We start from the raw sequence: 16,823 nt of genomic DNA on the forward strand, positions 1-16,823 counted from the left end.
GACGCCGGCAAGCCGGACTGCTACGGGTGACGGGGGAGCGCCGTAGGACCTGCGGCATGAAAAAACGCCCTTTCGGGCGTTTTTTGTCTTTCGGTGCGCATCAGAACCCGAGGCTGAAACTCACGGTCATGGCGTGGTCCTTGGCTTCGTTCGACAGTTGCCCCGAGTAGCCAATCCCCAGTTTGCCGGTCGGGCTGATCTGGAAGTCCACGCCGGCCTCGACGATGGCGCTGTCCTTGGCGATCGGCACGCCCTGGGTCTTGAACGAGCCGCCGCCGTCGATGAAGGTCAGGTCTGCGTCGGGCTTGGTGTCACCAAACGCATGCCGCCAGCCGATGGCCGCGCGCGGGGTGAACTGGCCGCCGTTGTTCAGGGTAATCACCTTGCCAGCCCGCAGGCCGAGGGTCGAGAAAGTGATGTCCTGGTCAGCTTCGGCCGTCAGGCGCCCTACCCCACCCTTTTCCTTTGCTTTGTCTGAGTCGTAGTTGACGTAGGCCAGCCCGGCGAACGGCTCGAGTGCAACACCTGCCGCTTCAAGGGTGTAGCCCACTTCACCGAAGACCTGAGCGGTGCGTGCGTCATAGTCGGCCTTGAGGCGATCATTGTAGTTGCCGACGCTGACATCGCGCTTGGTCTCGATGTCATGCCAGCTGTACGCCGTACCCAGGCGCACCGCCAGGGCATCGAACTGCGAGTTGAGGTACGCCGCCACATGGTAGCTTTCCACCGTCGCATCGGAACGACGGTCATGGGCATCCAGGTCGCTGCGGGTGTACCCGGCTGCCATGCCCACGCGCCAAGCGTCATCGAGCTGCTTGTCGGTACCGAGCATGAAGCCGCTCAGGTTGCGATCCAGGCTGGCCGTGTTGCTGTTGCCATCCGATTTCCCCCAGGCGCCGAGTGCACGGGCCCAACCGACCATTTCGCCGTGGCAGCCATTGCTGCTCAGCTGGTTGTCGCTCGGCGCCAGCGCCAGGCGTGGATCACCGGCTGCGCCACATGAGGGCTGGCGCATCCTGTCATTGACAGCGTTACGCACGTGACCCGAATCTTCGAGGATCGCGCTGGCGGTGCTGGCGTGGATCTCCCCGGACAGGCTGTCGAAGGCATTGCGCGCACTGTCCACCGTGAAGTTGACGATTTCATTCTGCAACGCAGCCCCGGCGGCACCGTTGGCCGCCAGCGCCGAAGCAGTGTTGCGCTGGTTGCGGGTGACCGCCACGTCGGCGAATGCATTGCTGTTACGGCTGACCGCCAGGGTCACCGAATCCGGGTTGTAGGCGAGCAAGGTATTCAGGAACGCGTACTGCGGCAGGTCGGTGCTGCTGAAGGTGCCGACCACCCCGCCGCTGGCGGTGATCAGCGAGTAGGTGGTGTCGCCGGTGAACGGCGTGATGCCCGTGACGCGCAAGCCGCCGTCCAGGTTGGCCGTGCCGTTCACCACCAGGGAAGTGCCGGTTGCTGGCGCGACGGCCAGGGCCAGCACCCTGCTTCTGGCCAGGCTTGCGAACCTGGCGACAGGCGCCGCTTCTACCGTGGTGGTTGGCGCAACGGCGGTCAGGTCCAGGATCCCGCTTGAGGTGTTGGTCAGGTTACCGGCCACGCTCAAGGTGCCGTCCGTCCCGCCGGACGCGACCACGCCCTTGTTGATCACCCCGCCGACGCTGCCGTTACCGCTGAGGCCGGCACCACTGGCGACCGTCACTTCAGCGCCCAGCGATGCTGGCGCCTCGCGATTGCCGACCTGCAGTACCCCTTGATCCAGCGACAACGGTCCACTGAACGACTGGTTGCCCGTCAACAGAAGCCGCGCAAAGCCTCGCTTGAACAGCTGCCCGGTGCCGCTCAGCGCGCCGTTGAACTGCCCATCGGCGTTTTGCTGGAACACCAGTTGCGCATCGTTGGTGATGTCACCTTGCAGGCTGGTGGTATCGCCGATCAAGGTACCGCCGCTGACGATGGTGCCACCGCTGTAGGTGTTGGCGCCGCTGAGGATCAAGGTGCCGGAATCCATTTTCTCGATACCGCCCTCGCCCACCAGCGCTACGGAAAGCTGCGCAGTGCCGCCGGCATTGACCCGCACCGGCGCCAGGCTGCCGTCGTCGCCGTTGACGGGGGTCAGGCTGCCATCGGTGCCCGCAGTCAGGTTGTAGCCGCTGGCGAGAAATTGCAGCCCGGTGAAACGTCGGTTGCCAAGCACGGTGACCGTACCGGCCCGACCGCCAAATACCGCGAACTGCCCATTCGATGCCAGGGCCTGGGTACCGGTCGAATCGGTCCAGTTGGTGGCTGGGCCCCACACGCCATCGCCGCCGCCGATGCTGCCGTCAGGATTGGTGGTGCCGCCGTTCCAGAACTGCACCTCGCCTGGCGAGCCTTGCACCAGCAGGTTGACCTGATTGGCGATGGCGGTTTGCAGGGTCAGGCTGGCTGCCGAAACCGGCAGGCTGCCGTACACCAGGCCGTTGTCGGTCAGGTTGCCACCGTAGCTGAACAGCTGGTACACCCCGGCGCCGAAGCCGCCGGCATTGCTGATGTTCAGCGTGCCGTCCAGGGTCAGGTCGCCGGCCACGTTGACCACCGTGGTGGAACTGGCGGCCGAACCCAGGCTGAAGTCCAGGTTGGTGCCCGAGGACAACGCAAGCGAGCCCACCGACAGCGGCGATGCACTGCCACCGCCCGCAAGCGTCGCGCCGTCAGCCAGTTGCAGCGTCCCGCCAAACTGACCGCTGCCGCCGATCTTCGCGCCACTGGCGACGTTGATGCTGGCGCTGTCCAGCACACCGTTGACGGTCAGCGTACCGGCCTGCACCGAGGTGTTGCCGGTGAAGCTGTTGTTACCGGTCAGGAGCAGTTGGCCGGTGCCGGTCTTGTTCAGCGTACCGGTACCGGTGAGGTTGCCCGAATAGGTGCCGTCCGCGTTCTGTTCGAAGGTCAAGGCCGCGTTGTTGACGATGGCGCCTTGCAGGCTGCTGGTGTCGCCGCGAGTCGTACCGCCGTTGAGCGTGGTGCCGCCGTTGTAGGTGTTGGCACCGCTGAGCAACAGCTCACCGCTGCCGTTTTTCACCAGGCTGCCGGTACCGGTGACAGCGCCGATCAGCGTGGTGCTCTGGTTCCCGGCCAGGGTCAGTTGCGCGCCCAGGTTGATGGCGTTGGCCAGTTGCAGGGCCGAGGTGCTGTCCAGGCTCGAGTCGGCCAGCACGCTCACTGCGCCGCTGCCCAGGGCGCTGTTGTTGCCCAGCAGCAAGGTGCCGCCGCCCAGACGGGTGCCGCCGCTGTAGGTGTTGTTGCCGTTGAGGGTCAGCGTCGAGGCGCCGGCCTTGATCAGGCTGCCGCTGCCGCTGACCACGCCGCCCAGGGTCAGGGCATTGGAGCCGGCGACGGTGAGGCCGCCATCGAGCACCACGTCGTTGGCCAGGCTGATGGCGCGATTGCTGTCCAGGGCGGTGCCGTCGGCTGCGGTCAGCACACCGGTACCCAGTGCCGCGTCATTGCCCACGACGATCTTGCCGCCATTGAGTGCGGTGCCTCCGGAGTAACCGTTGGCAGCGTCGAGTACCAGGGTGCCGCTGTCGTACTTGCCCAAAGTACCTGCGCCGTTGAGCGCAACACCGACGGTCGCGGTGGCGCCTGGATCGACGCGCACCGAAGCGTTGCCCAAGGAACCGTTGACCAGGTTCAGCGACCCCGCGGTGCCGTCCTGCAGGCTGTAGCCGTCGGTGACGAACTGCATGCCGGTGATGGTCTGCGTGCCATCGACGGTCACGGTGCCCGCAGTGCCCTGGAACACCGCGAAGTTGCCGGTCCAGGCCTGGTTGAAGGTGCCGTTGACGTCGGTCCAGTTGGCACTGCCAGTGGCCCAGGTGCCGTTGCCGCCATCCACCGAGCCGTTGGCGGCCAGTTGGCTGCCGTCCCAGAACTGCACGGTGACACCTGGCGCAGTGACCAGCAGATTGATCTGGTTGGCCAGCGCGGTCTGCAGGCTCAGGTCGCCCGGAGTGACGCTGCCGGGTACGGCGCCGATCAGCATGCCGTTGTCGGTCAGACCGCCCGTGTAGTTGATCAGGCGGTACACACCACTGCCGAAGCCGCCGATGTCACTGACGTTGAGGGTGCCGTCCAGGGTCAGGTCGCCGCCGACATTCACCAGCGCGTTGCCACCGCCGGAAACCGGGGCGCCGAGGCCGACATCAAAGATCGAGTTGCCGTTGAAGACCAGCGAGTTCACCGACAGGGTGCTGCCTGTGACGCCCGCCAGATGACCGCCATCGGCCACGGTCACTGCCCCGCCCAGCGAACCGCTGCCGGCCAGGGTGCCACCGCTGTTGACCAGCACGCTGGCGCTGTCCAGCGATCCGTTGACGCTCAAGGTACCGCCGTTGACCGTGGTGTTGCCGGTCAGGCTGTTGATGCCCGTCAGGGTCAGAGTACCAGTGCCGAGCTTGTTCAATTCGCCGGTGCCGGTGAGCACACCGTCGAAAATGCTGCTCGCACCGTTGCCACCGATGCTCAGGGTGTTGCCGCCGCCGATCAGCGCGGTGCCGCTGCCGGTGAGGCTGGCGAGGCTGCCCGAGCCGCCGAGGTTGAGGGTCGCGGCATTGCCGAGATTGACCCCGGCGTCGTTGCCCAGCGCCGAGTTGCCCAGGGTGGTGAGGCTACCGGACTGCACGTCGAAGGTGCCGCTGAAGGTGTTGACGCCGCTCAGCGTCAGGTCGGCCAGACCGTTTTTGGTCAGCGTGCCTGCCCCGCCGATCACGCCGCCCAGAGTCAGGTTGTTGTTGCCGGCTACGCTCAGGTTGGCATTGATGTCGAGGTCATTGGCCAGCACCAGCGGCGCGGTGGTGTCCAGGGTCGAGCTGCCAGCCACGGTCACCGCGCCGGAGCCCAGGCCCGCGGAGGTGCCGAGGGTCAGGGTGCCGGCATTCAGCGTGGTGCCGCCGGAGTAGGTGTTGATGCCGTTGAGGGTCAGGTTGGACGCGCCGTTCTTGATCAGTGCGCCGCTGCCGCTGACCACGCCGCTGAGGGCCACGTCGCTGTTGCCGGTGTTGGTCAGATTGGCGTTGAGCACCACGTTGTTGCCCAGCGACACCGAAGTGTTGCTGTCCAGCGCCGAGGCGCCTGCCACGGTCAGGTTGCCAAGGCCCAGCGCGCCGTTGCTGCCCGCAGTCAGCGAGCCGGCGTTGAGGGTGATACCACCCAGGAAGTTGTTGGCGCCGCTAAGGATCAGGTTGGCCGCGCCGTTCTTGGTCAGGCTGCCGGCGCCGTTGATGGCTCCGCTGAGTGTCAAATCGTTGCTGCCGACGATGCCAAGGTTGCCTGCCAGGTTGATCGCGTTGCCCGCACTGACGCTGGCGCTGGAGTCCAGGGTGGTGCCGTTCGCCGCGTTCAGGGTGGCCGAGCCCAGCGCACTGTTCGACGCAAGAATCAGACCGCCCGCGTTCAGCGCAACTGGCCCGAGGAAGGCGTTGTTGCCACCGAGAGTCAGGCTGGCCGAACCGTTCTTGATCAAGCCGCCAGTGCCGGAAATGACACCGTTGAGAGTCAGCGCATTGCTGCCGAGCACGGTGAGATTGCCGTTCAGCGTGGCAGCGTTGGCCAGGGTCACGGCGGTGTTGCTGTCCAGTTGCGTACCGGCATTGGCGATCAGCGCACCAGTGCCCAGTGCGGTGTTGCTGCCGACCACCAAGGTGCCGCCGTCCAGCTGGGTGCCGCCTGTGTAGCTGTTGGCGCCGTTGAGCACCAGGGTGCCGCTGTCGAGTTTGTTGAGAGTACCGCTGCCGTCGATGTCCACGCCGACGGTGGCGGTCACGCCCGGATCGACCCGCATCGCCGTGGTGCCGCCGGTACCGTTGGCGGCGGTCAGCAGCCCCGCCGTGCCATTGACCAGGTTGTAGCCATCGGTGAGGAACTGCATCCCGGTGAACAGCTGCGTGCCATTGACCGTCACTGTACCCGCCGTGCCTTGGAACACTGCGAAGTCATCCGCCCAGGTCTGGTTCAGCGTGCCGTTGGAATTGGTCCAGTTGGTGCCGCCGGCATTCCAGGTGCCGCTGCCGCCATCCACTGTGCCGTTGGGAATGGTCTGGCTGCCGTCCCAGAAACGCAGGGTGGCGTTCGGCGCCGAGACGATCAGGTTGACCTGATTGCCGAGGGTCTGCACCAGCATGTCGCCCAGGCTATACCCCACCGGCACGCCAGCAACGGTCAGGCCGTTGTCAGTCAGTGCGCCAATATAGTTGAAGAGGCGATAGACACCCACACCGAACCCGCCGGCATCGGTGACGTTGAGGTTACCGTCCAGGGTCAGGTTGCCGCCGACGTTCATCAGCGAGCTGGTGGATGGCGTGGAGAGGCTCGCATCGACGTTGCTGTTGGCGTCAAGCACCAGCGACGAGGCCGACAAGGTATTGCCCGAAGACAACGCCAGGTGGCCGCCGTTGTTGATGGTGATGAGACCAAGCGCTGAACCGGTGCCCGTCAGCGTGCCGCCATTGTTGACATTGAGCTGGGTGCTGGCCAGGGAACCTGTGAGGTTCAGCGTACCGCCATTGACGGTGGTGTTGCCGGTGATGCCATTGGTGCCGGTCAGGTTCAGGGTGCCCGTGCCGACCTTGGTCAGAGCGCCGCTGCCACCGAGGTCGCCGTCGAAGGTGCTGGTGGTGCTCACACCGCCCACGGACAGGGTGTTGCCACCGCCGATCTGCACGCTACCACTGCCGCTGAGCGCCGCCAGGCTCGCATCGCTGCCCAGATTCAAGCCTGCACCGGCGCTGATATTGGCACCGGACGTGTTGCCCAGCGCCCCGCTGCTCAGGGTGGTCACGCTGCCGGACTGGATATTCAGCGGACCGGTGAAGGTGTTGTTGCCACTGAGTGTCAGATCGCTGAAGCCGTCCTTGTTCAGGGCGGCCGCACCATCGATCACGCCACTGAGGTTCAGGTCATTGTTGCCTGCCAGCGTCAGGTCGGCATTGAGCGTGATGTTGTTGCCGACGTTCATGGCGGTGCTGTTGTCCAGCGTCGAGGCGCCACCGACGTTCAGCCCGCCGCTGCCCAATGCAGCAGCCGAACCGAGGGTCAGCGTGCCCGCATTGAGGGTGGTGCCGCCGCTGTAGGTGTTGGTGCCGTTGAGGGTCAGGTTGGCCGCACCATTCTTGATCAGCTCGCCCGCGCCGCTGATGACGCCGCCCAGGGTCAGGTCCTGGGTGCCGCCGTTGCTCAGTGCCGCATTGAGCACCACCGAGTTGCCGAGGTTCACCAGCGGTGAACTGCTGTCCAGCGTCGACGCACCGCCAACGGTCAAGGCTCCCAGGCCCAGCGCCGCACTGTTGCCGGCGGTCAGGGTCCCGGCGTTCAGGGTGGTGCCGCCGAGGTAGGTATTGATGCCGTTGAGGTTCAGGTTGGCCGCACCGTTCTTCACCAGGCTGCCGGCACCGGCGACAGTGCCGCTCAGGGTCAGGTCAGCGCTGCCGTCCACATTGAGCGCCCCGGCGAGGTTGACCTGATTGCCCAGGGTGACTGCGGTATTGGTGTCCAGCGTGGTGCCGGCCGCTGCATTCAGCGCGCCGCTGCCGATCGCGGTGTTGCTGCCGAGGATCAGTTTGCCGGCGTTCAGCGCGGTGTTGCCGAAATAGGTGTTGGGGCCATTGAGAATCAGATCGGCGGGGCCGCTTTTGGTCAGGCCGCCGACACCGGAGACCACGCCGGCAAGGGTCAGCGCGTTGCTGCCGCCGATGGCGACGTTACCGCCGAGGTTGACGTTGTTGGCCAGGCTGGTCGCGGTGCTGGCGTCCAGCGTGGTGTTGTTGCCTGCGTTGAGCACGCCGGTGCCCAGGGCTGTGTTGGAGCCGACCACCAGTGTTCCGGCATTCAGCGACGTGGCACCGGTGTAGGTGTTGTTGCCGGTCAAGGTCAGTGTCGAAGAGCCGGTCTTGATCAGGTTGCTGGCGCCACTGATGACGCCGCCGAGGGTCAAGGGGTTGGCCCCGCCAGCGGTGAGGTTGGAGTTGAGCGCGATCGCGTTGTTCAGCGTCACGTTGGCGCTGCTGTTGAGGGTGGCGCCCGCGCCGCCCACGGTGAGGGTGCCGGAACCCAGCGCTGCACCATTGCCGACGGTCAGGCTCCCGGCATTGATGGCGGTGCCGCCGGTGAAGGTGTTGGCGCCGTTGAGCGTCAGGTTGGCGGTGCCGTTCTTGATCAACTGGTTGGCACCGCTGAGCACGCCGCCCAGGATCAGGCCGTTGCTGCCACCGATGGCCAGGTTGCCGTTGAGTGCAACGTTGTTGTTCAGGATGACAGATGTGTTGCTGTCCAGCGTCGCCGCGTTGACGACGTTCAGATCGCCGCTGCCCAGTGCCGCGCTGTTGCCGACGGTCAGCGTACCGGCATTGAGGTTGGTGCCGCCTGTGAAGGTGTTGGCACCGTTGAGAATCAGATTGGCGGCGCCGTTCTTGGTCAGCCCGCCGCTGCCACTGACGACGCCGCCCAGGGTCGTGTTGGCGTTGCCGGCCACGTTGAGATTCCCGCCAAGATTGACGGCGTTGGCCAGCGAAACCGAGGTGCTGGCGTCCAGGGTGGTGCCCGCGGCGGTGTTCAGCGCACCGGTGCCCAGCGCGGTGTTGGAGCCGACGATCAGCGTCCCGGCATTCAGCGTCGTGCCGCCGGAGAAAGTGTTGTTGCCGCTCAGGGTCAGGTTCGCGGTGCCGTTCTTGATCAGGTTGCCGGCGCCGCTGACGACGCCGCTCAGGCCCAGCGCCTGGGTCCCGCCGAGGCTCAGCCCTCCGGCCAGCGCGACGGCGTTGGCCAGCGTGACTGCCGTGGTCGCATCCAGCGTGGTGCCCGCCGCTGCGTTCAATGCGCCCGTGCCCAGCGCGGTATTGCTGCCGACGAACAAGCTACCGCCGTTGAGCGCGGTGGTACCGCTGTTGGTGTTGTTGCCGGTCAGGGTCAGGCTGGCAGCACCGCTCTTGGTGATCGCGCCGGTCCCCGAGACAATGCCGGCCAGGGTCAGGGCATTGCTGCCCAGCACGTTGAGCGCGCCGGTGATGCCCACGTTGTTGGCCAGGGTCACGTTGCCCGTGCTGTCCAGGCTGGTGCCGTTACTGGTGTTGAGCACCCCGGTGCTCAGGGCGCTGTTGTTGCCCACGCGCAGGGTGCCGGCGCTGAGGCTGGTGATCCCGGTGTAGTTGTTGATGCCGTTGAGGGTCAGGCTGCCGCTGCCGGTCTTGGTCAGGTTGGCCGCGCCGCTGATCACTCCGCCCAGGGTCAACGCACCGGTGCCGGTCGCGGTCAGGGTGCTGTTGAGCGTGATCGCGTTGGCCAGCGAAATCGGCGCCGTCGCCGAAATGCTCGAAGAGCCGCCGACGGTGATGCCACCGCTGCTGAACGCCTGATTGTTGCCCACCAGTACCACGCCACCGTTGAGTGTGGTGTTGCCGGAGTAAGTGTTGATGCCATTGAGGTTGAGCTGGCCGCTACCGATCTTGGTCAGGCCACCGGTGCCGGAAATCACACCGTTGAGGGTTGTACCGTTGATACCCTGCAGGGTCAGGCCACCCGCGCCAAGGTTGATCTGGTTGGCCAGGGTCAAACCGGCGTTGCTGGCCTGGAGAATCCCGCCATTGGAGGTCAGCACGCCGCTGCCGAAGGTGCCATTGTCATTGAACTGCGCCACACCGCCATTGAGCGTTGTCGAACCGCTGACCAGCGGCCCCTGCAAGGTCCAGGTACCACTGTTGAGGGTCAGGTTGTTGAAGTTGACGTAGGTGGCACTGGACGCCGTGCCGGTCCCGGTGGTCCCGCCACCCAGTCCGATGGGATTTTGCAGGATCAGCGTGTTGCTGCCGGCCGCACCGCCATCGACAGTCCCGGTGGGAGCGAAAGTCAGGTTGACCCCGATCAGGCCACCCAGGCCCGTGGTGACTTGCACGCCGTCACCGACGTTCACGCTCGAACCGGTGATCCCGTAGAAGGTGTTGGTGCTGCCCACCCCCAGGGACACACTGCCGGTGATGTTGCCGGCGTTGGTGAAGGTGTTGCCCGCAGCCGAGGTCTCGAACGCCACGCGGCCGAGGATCGTCCCGCTGGCGCTGTTGGTCATGTTGACCTGCGAGCCGCCATAGATACCGACCACGGGAGTATCGGCCTGGGTGATACCGCCGACCGACAGACCGGTGGAGGTGATGGTGCCATTGTTGGCGACGGTGGTGGTACCGGTCGCGGCGTTGTTCACCGCAAGCGCCAGGCCATCGATGCTGGTGAGGTTCAGGCCCAGCATCATGCCGGTGCCACGAATGATCCCGGTGGTGTTGTTGAGCACATTGACGACACTGCTGCCTCCGGTGCCGATGAACGCGCCGCCGCTCAATATGGACACCAGGCCCAGCAAGGCAGGGTCGATGGTGCCGGAGTTGTTGAGGGTGATGTTCACCCCGGTCAGGTTGAGCACCTTGCCACCCAGGGTCGCGTTCATCTGCGCCCCGGAGTTGACGTTGACCGTCAGGCCGTTCGTGGCGCTGGAGTAGTCATTGAGAAACAGCGGCAGGGTCGGCACACCGGTGCAGGTGATGGTGGAGCCAGCCGCCGAGCACGTCGCGTTGGCCTGGGGCACCGGTGCCCAGAACAACAGTCCGGCAATGCTCAGTTTTACGGCGAGAGAAAGGGGGGAAATGTTCCAAGCGGGGGCGACGCCAAACCGTGATTCCACGTCCTACTCCTTGCGTGGCTGAACATCATCCTTGAAGGGCGTACGACACGACGATCTCGTTCGACACGCGAATCAAGACTGTATCGGTCCTGACAAAAACCGATAGATTTCAGAGACACGCTAGTTCAAAGCGGCGGGACGGCGTTGAATAAATAGTGTTAATACTTTGGTGATAAGGACATGCAGAAAGCTATGTAACAAACACCACCCCCGTAGGAGCGCGCTTGCCCGCGACGGCGCCCGGTCAGGCACTGCATCATCGCCTGACACACCGCCATCGCGGGCAAGCGCGCTCCTACGGGGTGATGAGGCCTAGACCGAGAACGCCGCTACCATCCCGTTCAGATCCGTCGCCAGACGCGACAGGTCCTGGCTGGCGGCGCTGGTCTGGTTGGCGCCTGCCGAACTTTGCAGCGCCAGGTCACGGATGTTGGTGAGGTTGCGGTCCACTTCCCGGGCGACTTGCGCCTGCTCTTCCGAGGCGCTGGCGATCACGGTGTTGCGCTCGGTGATCAACGTGATGGCCGAGGCGATTTCATCCAGTGCCACCCCCGCCGATTGCGCCATCTCCAGCGTCGCGCGGGCACGGTCATTGCTGCCCTGCATCGCCGCCACTGCCTGATCGGTGCCCTGACGGATATCGCCCACCAGCAATTCGATTTCCTGGGTCGATGACTGGGTACGATGGGCCAGCGCCCGCACCTCGTCAGCCACCACCGCGAAACCACGTCCCGCCTCTCCCGCCCGCGCCGCCTCGATGGCAGCGTTGAGCGCCAGCAGGTTGGTCTGCTCGGCCACCGAACGAATCACGTCCAGCACCTTGCTGATGCCGTAGACCTTCTGCGCCAGGGTTTCCACCTGATCGCCCGTGCGGGTGACGTCCTGCGCCAGGTGATTGATCGAGGCCACGGTTTCCTGCACCTGATGGCGGCCGCGCTGGGCAACCCGCTCGGATTCGTCGGACGCCTGAGACGTCGCCACTGCGTTGCGCGCCACCTCCTCCACTGCCGCAGTCATCTGGTTCACGGCGGTGGCGGCCTGGTCGATTTCCAGGCTCTGCTGATGCAGGCCACGGGTGGAATCTTCGGTCACCGTGCTCAATTCCTCCGAGGCCGACGCCAACTGGTTCGAAGAGTCGGAAATCCGCAAGATGGTATTGCGCAGGCTCAACTGCATAGCCTTGAGCGCTTCAAGCAGGCGTGCCGGCTCATCGCGCCCTTGCACCTCGATCCGCGCGGTCAGGTCACCCGAGGCAATCACCTGAGCGATGCCCAACGCCTGGGCCAGCGGTTGCAGGATGCTGCGAATCAGCGCCCAGGCCAGCAGCAGGGTAATCACGGCGGTGAGCACGATCATGCCCATCACCCAGCCCTTGGCACTGCCGAACACCTGCAACGCCAGTTCACCGGCCTGGCTGGCACCCTGGCGGTTGAGGGCGGTCAGGTCGTTGAGCGCCTGGGTCATGGTGTCGGCGTACTGGTTCATTTCGCTGTTGATGACCACCAGCGCCTCGTCGAGCTGGTTCTGCCGGGACAATTCCATCACCCGGCTCTGGCGCTGCATGTAGGCCTGCTTGGCCACGGTGAAGCCATCGTAGAGCTGCCGCTCCCGGGGTGATTCGATCAATGCCTGATAGCGCTGCTCGGTGCTCTGCAGGCCAGCCTTGAGCTGGTCGATCTTGTTGTAGTTCTGCTGCAGCGACGACGCATTGCGATCGAGCATCAGGCGCAGTGTCAGGGTCCTGATCCGCATCAGGTCCTGGCCCATGGTGCCCAACTCCATCACGCTGGGGAGCCACTTGTTCTCCACCAGATCCGACTGTTTGCGCATGTTCGACATCTGCAACAAGGCAAATGCCCCCAACGCGAATACCAACAGCGCCAGCACCCCGAAGCCCAATGCAGCACGGGGTGCAATATTCATGTTTCTGACGCTCATAATGGGTCCCTTCCCAGATAAAACCCTGCACCGAAAATGTGCAGCCGGTTGTCGCCCCTGATATCGGCGGATATCTGAAAAACCTGTAGGACAATTCGACGACTGCGTGAGGAATTTGCAAACAGATGCGACAGCGCAGCACAGACCATCCAGACACCGCAGCCTATGCTTTGTATTCTGTCGCCATGTTCACCGAGAGCCCTGCCATGTTGACCATCAAACCCCGCGCCGAAGACGTCGAAGGCCAGCCGATCCTGCGCCCCCTGCCATCGGCCCAGTGCCGCAGCGTCGGACCCTTCGTGTTCTTCGACCACATGCTGGAAACCACTTACGCCCCCGGGACCGGGATGGACATTCGCCAGCACCCGCACATCGGCCTGTCGACCCTGACCTACCTGTTCGAGGGCCAGATCCAGCACAAGGACAGCCTGGGCAGCGATCAGCATGTAATGCCCGGCGAAGTCAGCTGGATGACGGCCGGCAGCGCCATCGCCCATATCGAGCGCACGCCCCAGGAGGTCCACGATGCGGGCTCGCGGCTGCATGGGCTGCAAGTCTGGTTGGCGTCGCCCAAAAGCCATGAACAAGGGCCGGGGCATTACAGCCATCACCCTGCGGCGACCCTGCCGGTCAGCGATGCCATGGGTATCTGCCTCCGGATGATTGCCGGCAACGGTTTTTGCCTGGAGTCGCCGGTGCCGGTGCTATCCCCCACGCTGTACGCCGAAATCCGGATGCAGACTGCGACCACGCTGCTGATCCCCGCCGAGCATGAGCAACGTGCGTTGTATGTGATCGAGGGTGAGGTGTTGCTGGATGGCGAGCCGGTGGAAGCGCGTTCGCTGGTGGTACTGGAGCCCGGGGAAGAGCCGACGCTGTGCGCCGAAAGCGAATGCCACGCCGTGCTGATTGGCGGCGCGCCGCTGGATGGGCCCAGGAGAATGAACTGGAATTTCGTGGCCAGCGACCCGGCGCTGATCGATCAGGCCCGGGCGAAGTGGGCAGCGGGCGATTGGCCGACGGTGCCGGGGGAAGTGGCGCGCATCGAATTGCCGGTGGGCAGGAAATAACGCCCGCTCTTCACGTCGAGCGCAGAACCTGTGGGAGCGGGCTCGCCCGCGAAGGCGGTTGCCTGTTCACCCTGATGGTGACGACAAGGACGCTATCGCGAGCAAGCTCACTCCTACAGGGCTCCGCGGTGTGCCACGGATACGGTGTTAACCGGCGAACACTTCATCCAGCAGGTTATGCATGGCGGTGAACGCGCGCTTGGACACAATCGGGTTGTACATCTGCACCCCAGGATTGTTCGCATGCGGGTCGGTGAACGAGTGGAACGCGCCGCCGTAGCTCAGCAGTTGCCAGTCGACATTGGCCGCGTTCATTTCGGCTTCGAAGGCTGGCAGTTGCTCTTTGGGCACCAATGGATCGGACGCGCCGTGCAGCACCAGCACCTTGCCCTGGATGTTTTTCGCATCGGCCGGGTTGGTGGTGTCCAGTGTGCCGTGGAACGACACTGCGGCTTTCAGAGGCGCGCCAGTGCGGGCCAGTTCCAGCGCGCAGCATCCGCCGAAGCAGAAACCGAATGCAGCCAGACGCCCCGTATCCACTGCCGCCAGCGATTGCGACTTCAGTTGATCCAGCGCCGCCAGCATGCGCTTGTTCAGCAGGCCACGGTCGTTCTTCAGCGGCATCATGGCAGCCAGCGCCTGATCGGCATTGGTCGGACGCACGCCCTGCCCGTACAGGTCAGCCAGAAACACCACATAACCCTTGCTCGCCACTTCCCTGGCGATCTGCTCGGCGTCTTCGCTGATGCCCATCCAGTTCGGCGCCATCACCAGGCCCGGAGCGGCCTTCGCGCCTTCGCCGAACACCAGGCGGCTCTCGTAGCTCTGGCCATCAACCTGATAAACCACGGACTGCACAGTAATGTTGCTCATTGCTGACTCCTGCTTTTGAGAATGTGGGGGAGATCAAATGACAAAACCCGCCGAAGCGGGTTTTGACGGGGTTCGATCTTAAACCGAGAGCTCGACCAACAACTTGTTCAAACGGCGCACGTATGCGGCCGGATCCTTCAAGCTGTCGCCAGCCGCCAGGGCCGCCTGGTCGAACAGGATGTGCGACAGTTCGCCGAAGCGCTCTTCGCTCTGTTCGTTGTCCAGTTTGCCGATCAGCGGGTGAGTCGGGTTGAATTCGAAGATCGGCTTGGAATCCGGAACCTTCTGGCCGCTGGCCTCCAGAATCTGACGCATCTGCAGGCCCAGGTCCTGCTCACCGATGGCCAGGATCGCTGGCGAGTCGGTCAGGCGGTGCGAGACTCGCACTTCGCTGACGGCATCACCCAGGGCGGCTTTCAGGCGCTCGATCAGGCCTTCCTTGTCCTTGGCGACCTCTTCCTGAGCCTTCTTGTCCTCTTCGGAATCCAGTTTGCCCAGGTCCAGGTCACCACGGGCCACGTCGACGAAGCCCTTGCCGTCGAAGTCGCTCAGGTAGCTCATCAGCCACTCGTCGATGCGGTCGGTCAGCAGCAGCACTTCGATGCCTTTCTTGCGGAAGACTTCCAGATGCGGGCTGTTCTTGACCTGCGCGTAGCTTTCGCCGGTGAGGTAGTAGATCTTGTCCTGACCTTCCTTGGCGCGCGCCAGGTAGTCGGCCAGGGAAACGCTCTGCTCGCCGCTCTCGTCGGAGGTCGAGGCGAAACGCAGCAGGCCTGCGATCTTCTCCTTGTTGGCGAAGTCTTCTGCCGGGCCTTCTTTCATCACCTGACCGAAGTTCTTCCAGAAGCCTTTGTATTCCTCAGGCTGGTTCTTCGCCAGTTTCTCCAGCATGTCCAGCACGCGCTTGGTCAGCGCCGATTTCATCGAGTCGATGATCGGGTCTTTCTGCAGGATCTCGCGGGAAACGTTCAGCGACAGGTCGTTGGAATCGACCACGCCCTTGATGAAACGCAGGTACAGCGGCAGGAACGATTCGGCCTGGTCCATGACGAACACGCGCTGGACGTACAGCTTCAGGCCGCGCGGCGCTTCACGCTGGTACAGGTCGAACGGGGCGCGGGCCGGTACGTACAGCAGCGAGTTGTACTCCAGCTTGCCTTCGACCTTGTTGTGGCTCCAGCTCAGAGGGTTCTCGAAATCGTGGGCGATGTGCTTGTAGAACTCCTGGTATTCCTCGTCCTTCACTTCTGTGCGAGGACGGGTCCACAGGGCGCTGGCACGGTTGACGGTTTCCCATTCCTGCACCGGCGCAGGCTCGCCTTCGACAGCGATCTGCTCTTTGGGCAGTTCGATCGGCAGGGCGATGTGGTCGGAGTACTTCTTGATGATGTTGCGCAGACGGTAGCCGTCGGCGAATTCGTCTTCGCCTTTTTTCAGGTGCAGGACGATACGGGTGCCGCGGTCAGCCTTCTCGACGGTAGCGACTTCGAAGTCGCCCTCGCCTTTCGAGGACCAGTGCACGCCTTCGCTGGCGGGCAGGCTGGCACGACGGCTGAACACGTCCACTTTGTCGGCGACGATGAACGCCGAGTAGAAGCCCACGCCGAACTGACCGATCAGGTGCGAATCCTTCTTCTGGTCGCCCGTCAGGTTCTTCATGAAATCGGCCGTACCGGACTTGGCGATGGTGCCAAGGTGGGTAATGACGTCTTCGCGGCTCATGCCGATGCCGTTGTCCTCGAGGGTGACGGTTTGCGCGTCCTTGTCGAAGCTCACACGGATTTTCAGTTCGGCGCCGCCTTCAAGCAGCTCAGGCCGGGACAGCGCTTCGAAGCGCAGCTTGTCCACGGCGTCGGAGGCGTTGGAAATCAGCTCACGCAGGAAGATTTCCTTGTTCGAATACAGCGAATGGATCATGAGGTGCAGCAGCTGCTTTACCTCGGTCTGGAAGCCCAGGGTTTCCTTTTGAGTTTCCACACTCATGGTCATCAAACTCCAATCAGTCCACACAAACAGGGATAGCCGCCAAGCCGTGCGATAGAGAGGCTGGACGGCGGGTTGTCATCAAGGTGGGGGCTCGGCGATGGATTTCAAGGGCACACTGAACCTGAGGGCCGCATCTTCATGAACAATAAAGTCAGACTGTTTGTCAGAGGGTGCACATCTGTCACAGCGTAAACGTTTAACCTGCGATGACCATCGAACAGGCGTAACAGCTGCGAAACAACTATTTAAAT

5 protein-coding genes are annotated in these 16,823 nt (G+C 63.9%); 1 reads left to right on the top strand and 4 read right to left on the bottom strand.

Translation table 11 applies throughout. The features are described 5' to 3' along the window. Positions 1-100 precede the first annotated feature (100 nt). Together ACIPO9_RS12155 and ACIPO9_RS12160 are read right to left on the bottom strand one after the other, a co-directional pair. On the bottom strand, positions 101-10,705 hold the full coding sequence (locus ACIPO9_RS12155) for an autotransporter-associated beta strand repeat-containing protein (protein WP_400781129.1): 10,605 nt from the start codon (positions 10,703-10,705) through the stop codon (positions 101-103). A gap of 312 nt (positions 10,706-11,017) precedes the next feature. Next, complete coding sequence (locus ACIPO9_RS12160; protein ID WP_274131387.1) at positions 11,018-12,643, bottom strand: methyl-accepting chemotaxis protein; 1,626 nt, start codon at positions 12,641-12,643, stop codon at positions 11,018-11,020. Positions 12,644-12,849: 206 nt separating this feature from the next. Between ACIPO9_RS12160 and ACIPO9_RS12165 the strand changes: the two genes are divergently transcribed. Beyond that, the gene (locus ACIPO9_RS12165; RefSeq protein WP_400781131.1) at positions 12,850-13,713 is read left to right on the top strand and encodes a pirin family protein; all 864 of its coding nucleotides are present in this window, start codon (positions 12,850-12,852) and stop codon (positions 13,711-13,713) included. Between the two features lie 147 nt (positions 13,714-13,860). On the opposite strand, the gene ACIPO9_RS12170 is transcribed toward ACIPO9_RS12165, so the two are convergent. Continuing rightward, positions 13,861-14,586 (bottom strand): dienelactone hydrolase family protein, encoded by a 726-nt coding sequence (locus ACIPO9_RS12170; protein ID WP_400609269.1) that lies wholly within the window; start codon positions 14,584-14,586, stop codon positions 13,861-13,863. A gap of 78 nt (positions 14,587-14,664) precedes the next feature. Further along, complete coding sequence (gene htpG, locus ACIPO9_RS12175) at positions 14,665-16,569, bottom strand: molecular chaperone HtpG (protein WP_274131390.1); 1,905 nt, start codon at positions 16,567-16,569, stop codon at positions 14,665-14,667. Positions 16,570-16,823: the final 254 nt, after the last annotated feature.

It is taken from the genome of Pseudomonas sp. NPDC090203 (assembly GCF_044746765.1).
In the GTDB taxonomy this organism is placed as follows: Bacteria; Pseudomonadota; Gammaproteobacteria; order Pseudomonadales; family Pseudomonadaceae; genus Aquipseudomonas; species Aquipseudomonas putida_AD.

What these genes read in the sequence shown, in the direction of transcription:
- htpG (WP_274131390.1), bottom strand. Translation starts at nt 16,569, where the DNA reads ATGAGTGTGGAAACTCAAAAGGAAACCCTGGGCTTCCAGACCGAGGTA.
- ACIPO9_RS12160 (WP_274131387.1), bottom strand. Translation starts at nt 12,643, where the DNA reads ATGAGCGTCAGAAACATGAATATTGCACCCCGTGCTGCATTGGGCTTC.
- ACIPO9_RS12170 (WP_400609269.1), bottom strand. Translation starts at nt 14,586, where the DNA reads ATGAGCAACATTACTGTGCAGTCCGTGGTTTATCAGGTTGATGGCCAG.
- ACIPO9_RS12165 (WP_400781131.1), top strand. Translation starts at nt 12,850, where the DNA reads ATGTTGACCATCAAACCCCGCGCCGAAGACGTCGAAGGCCAGCCGATC.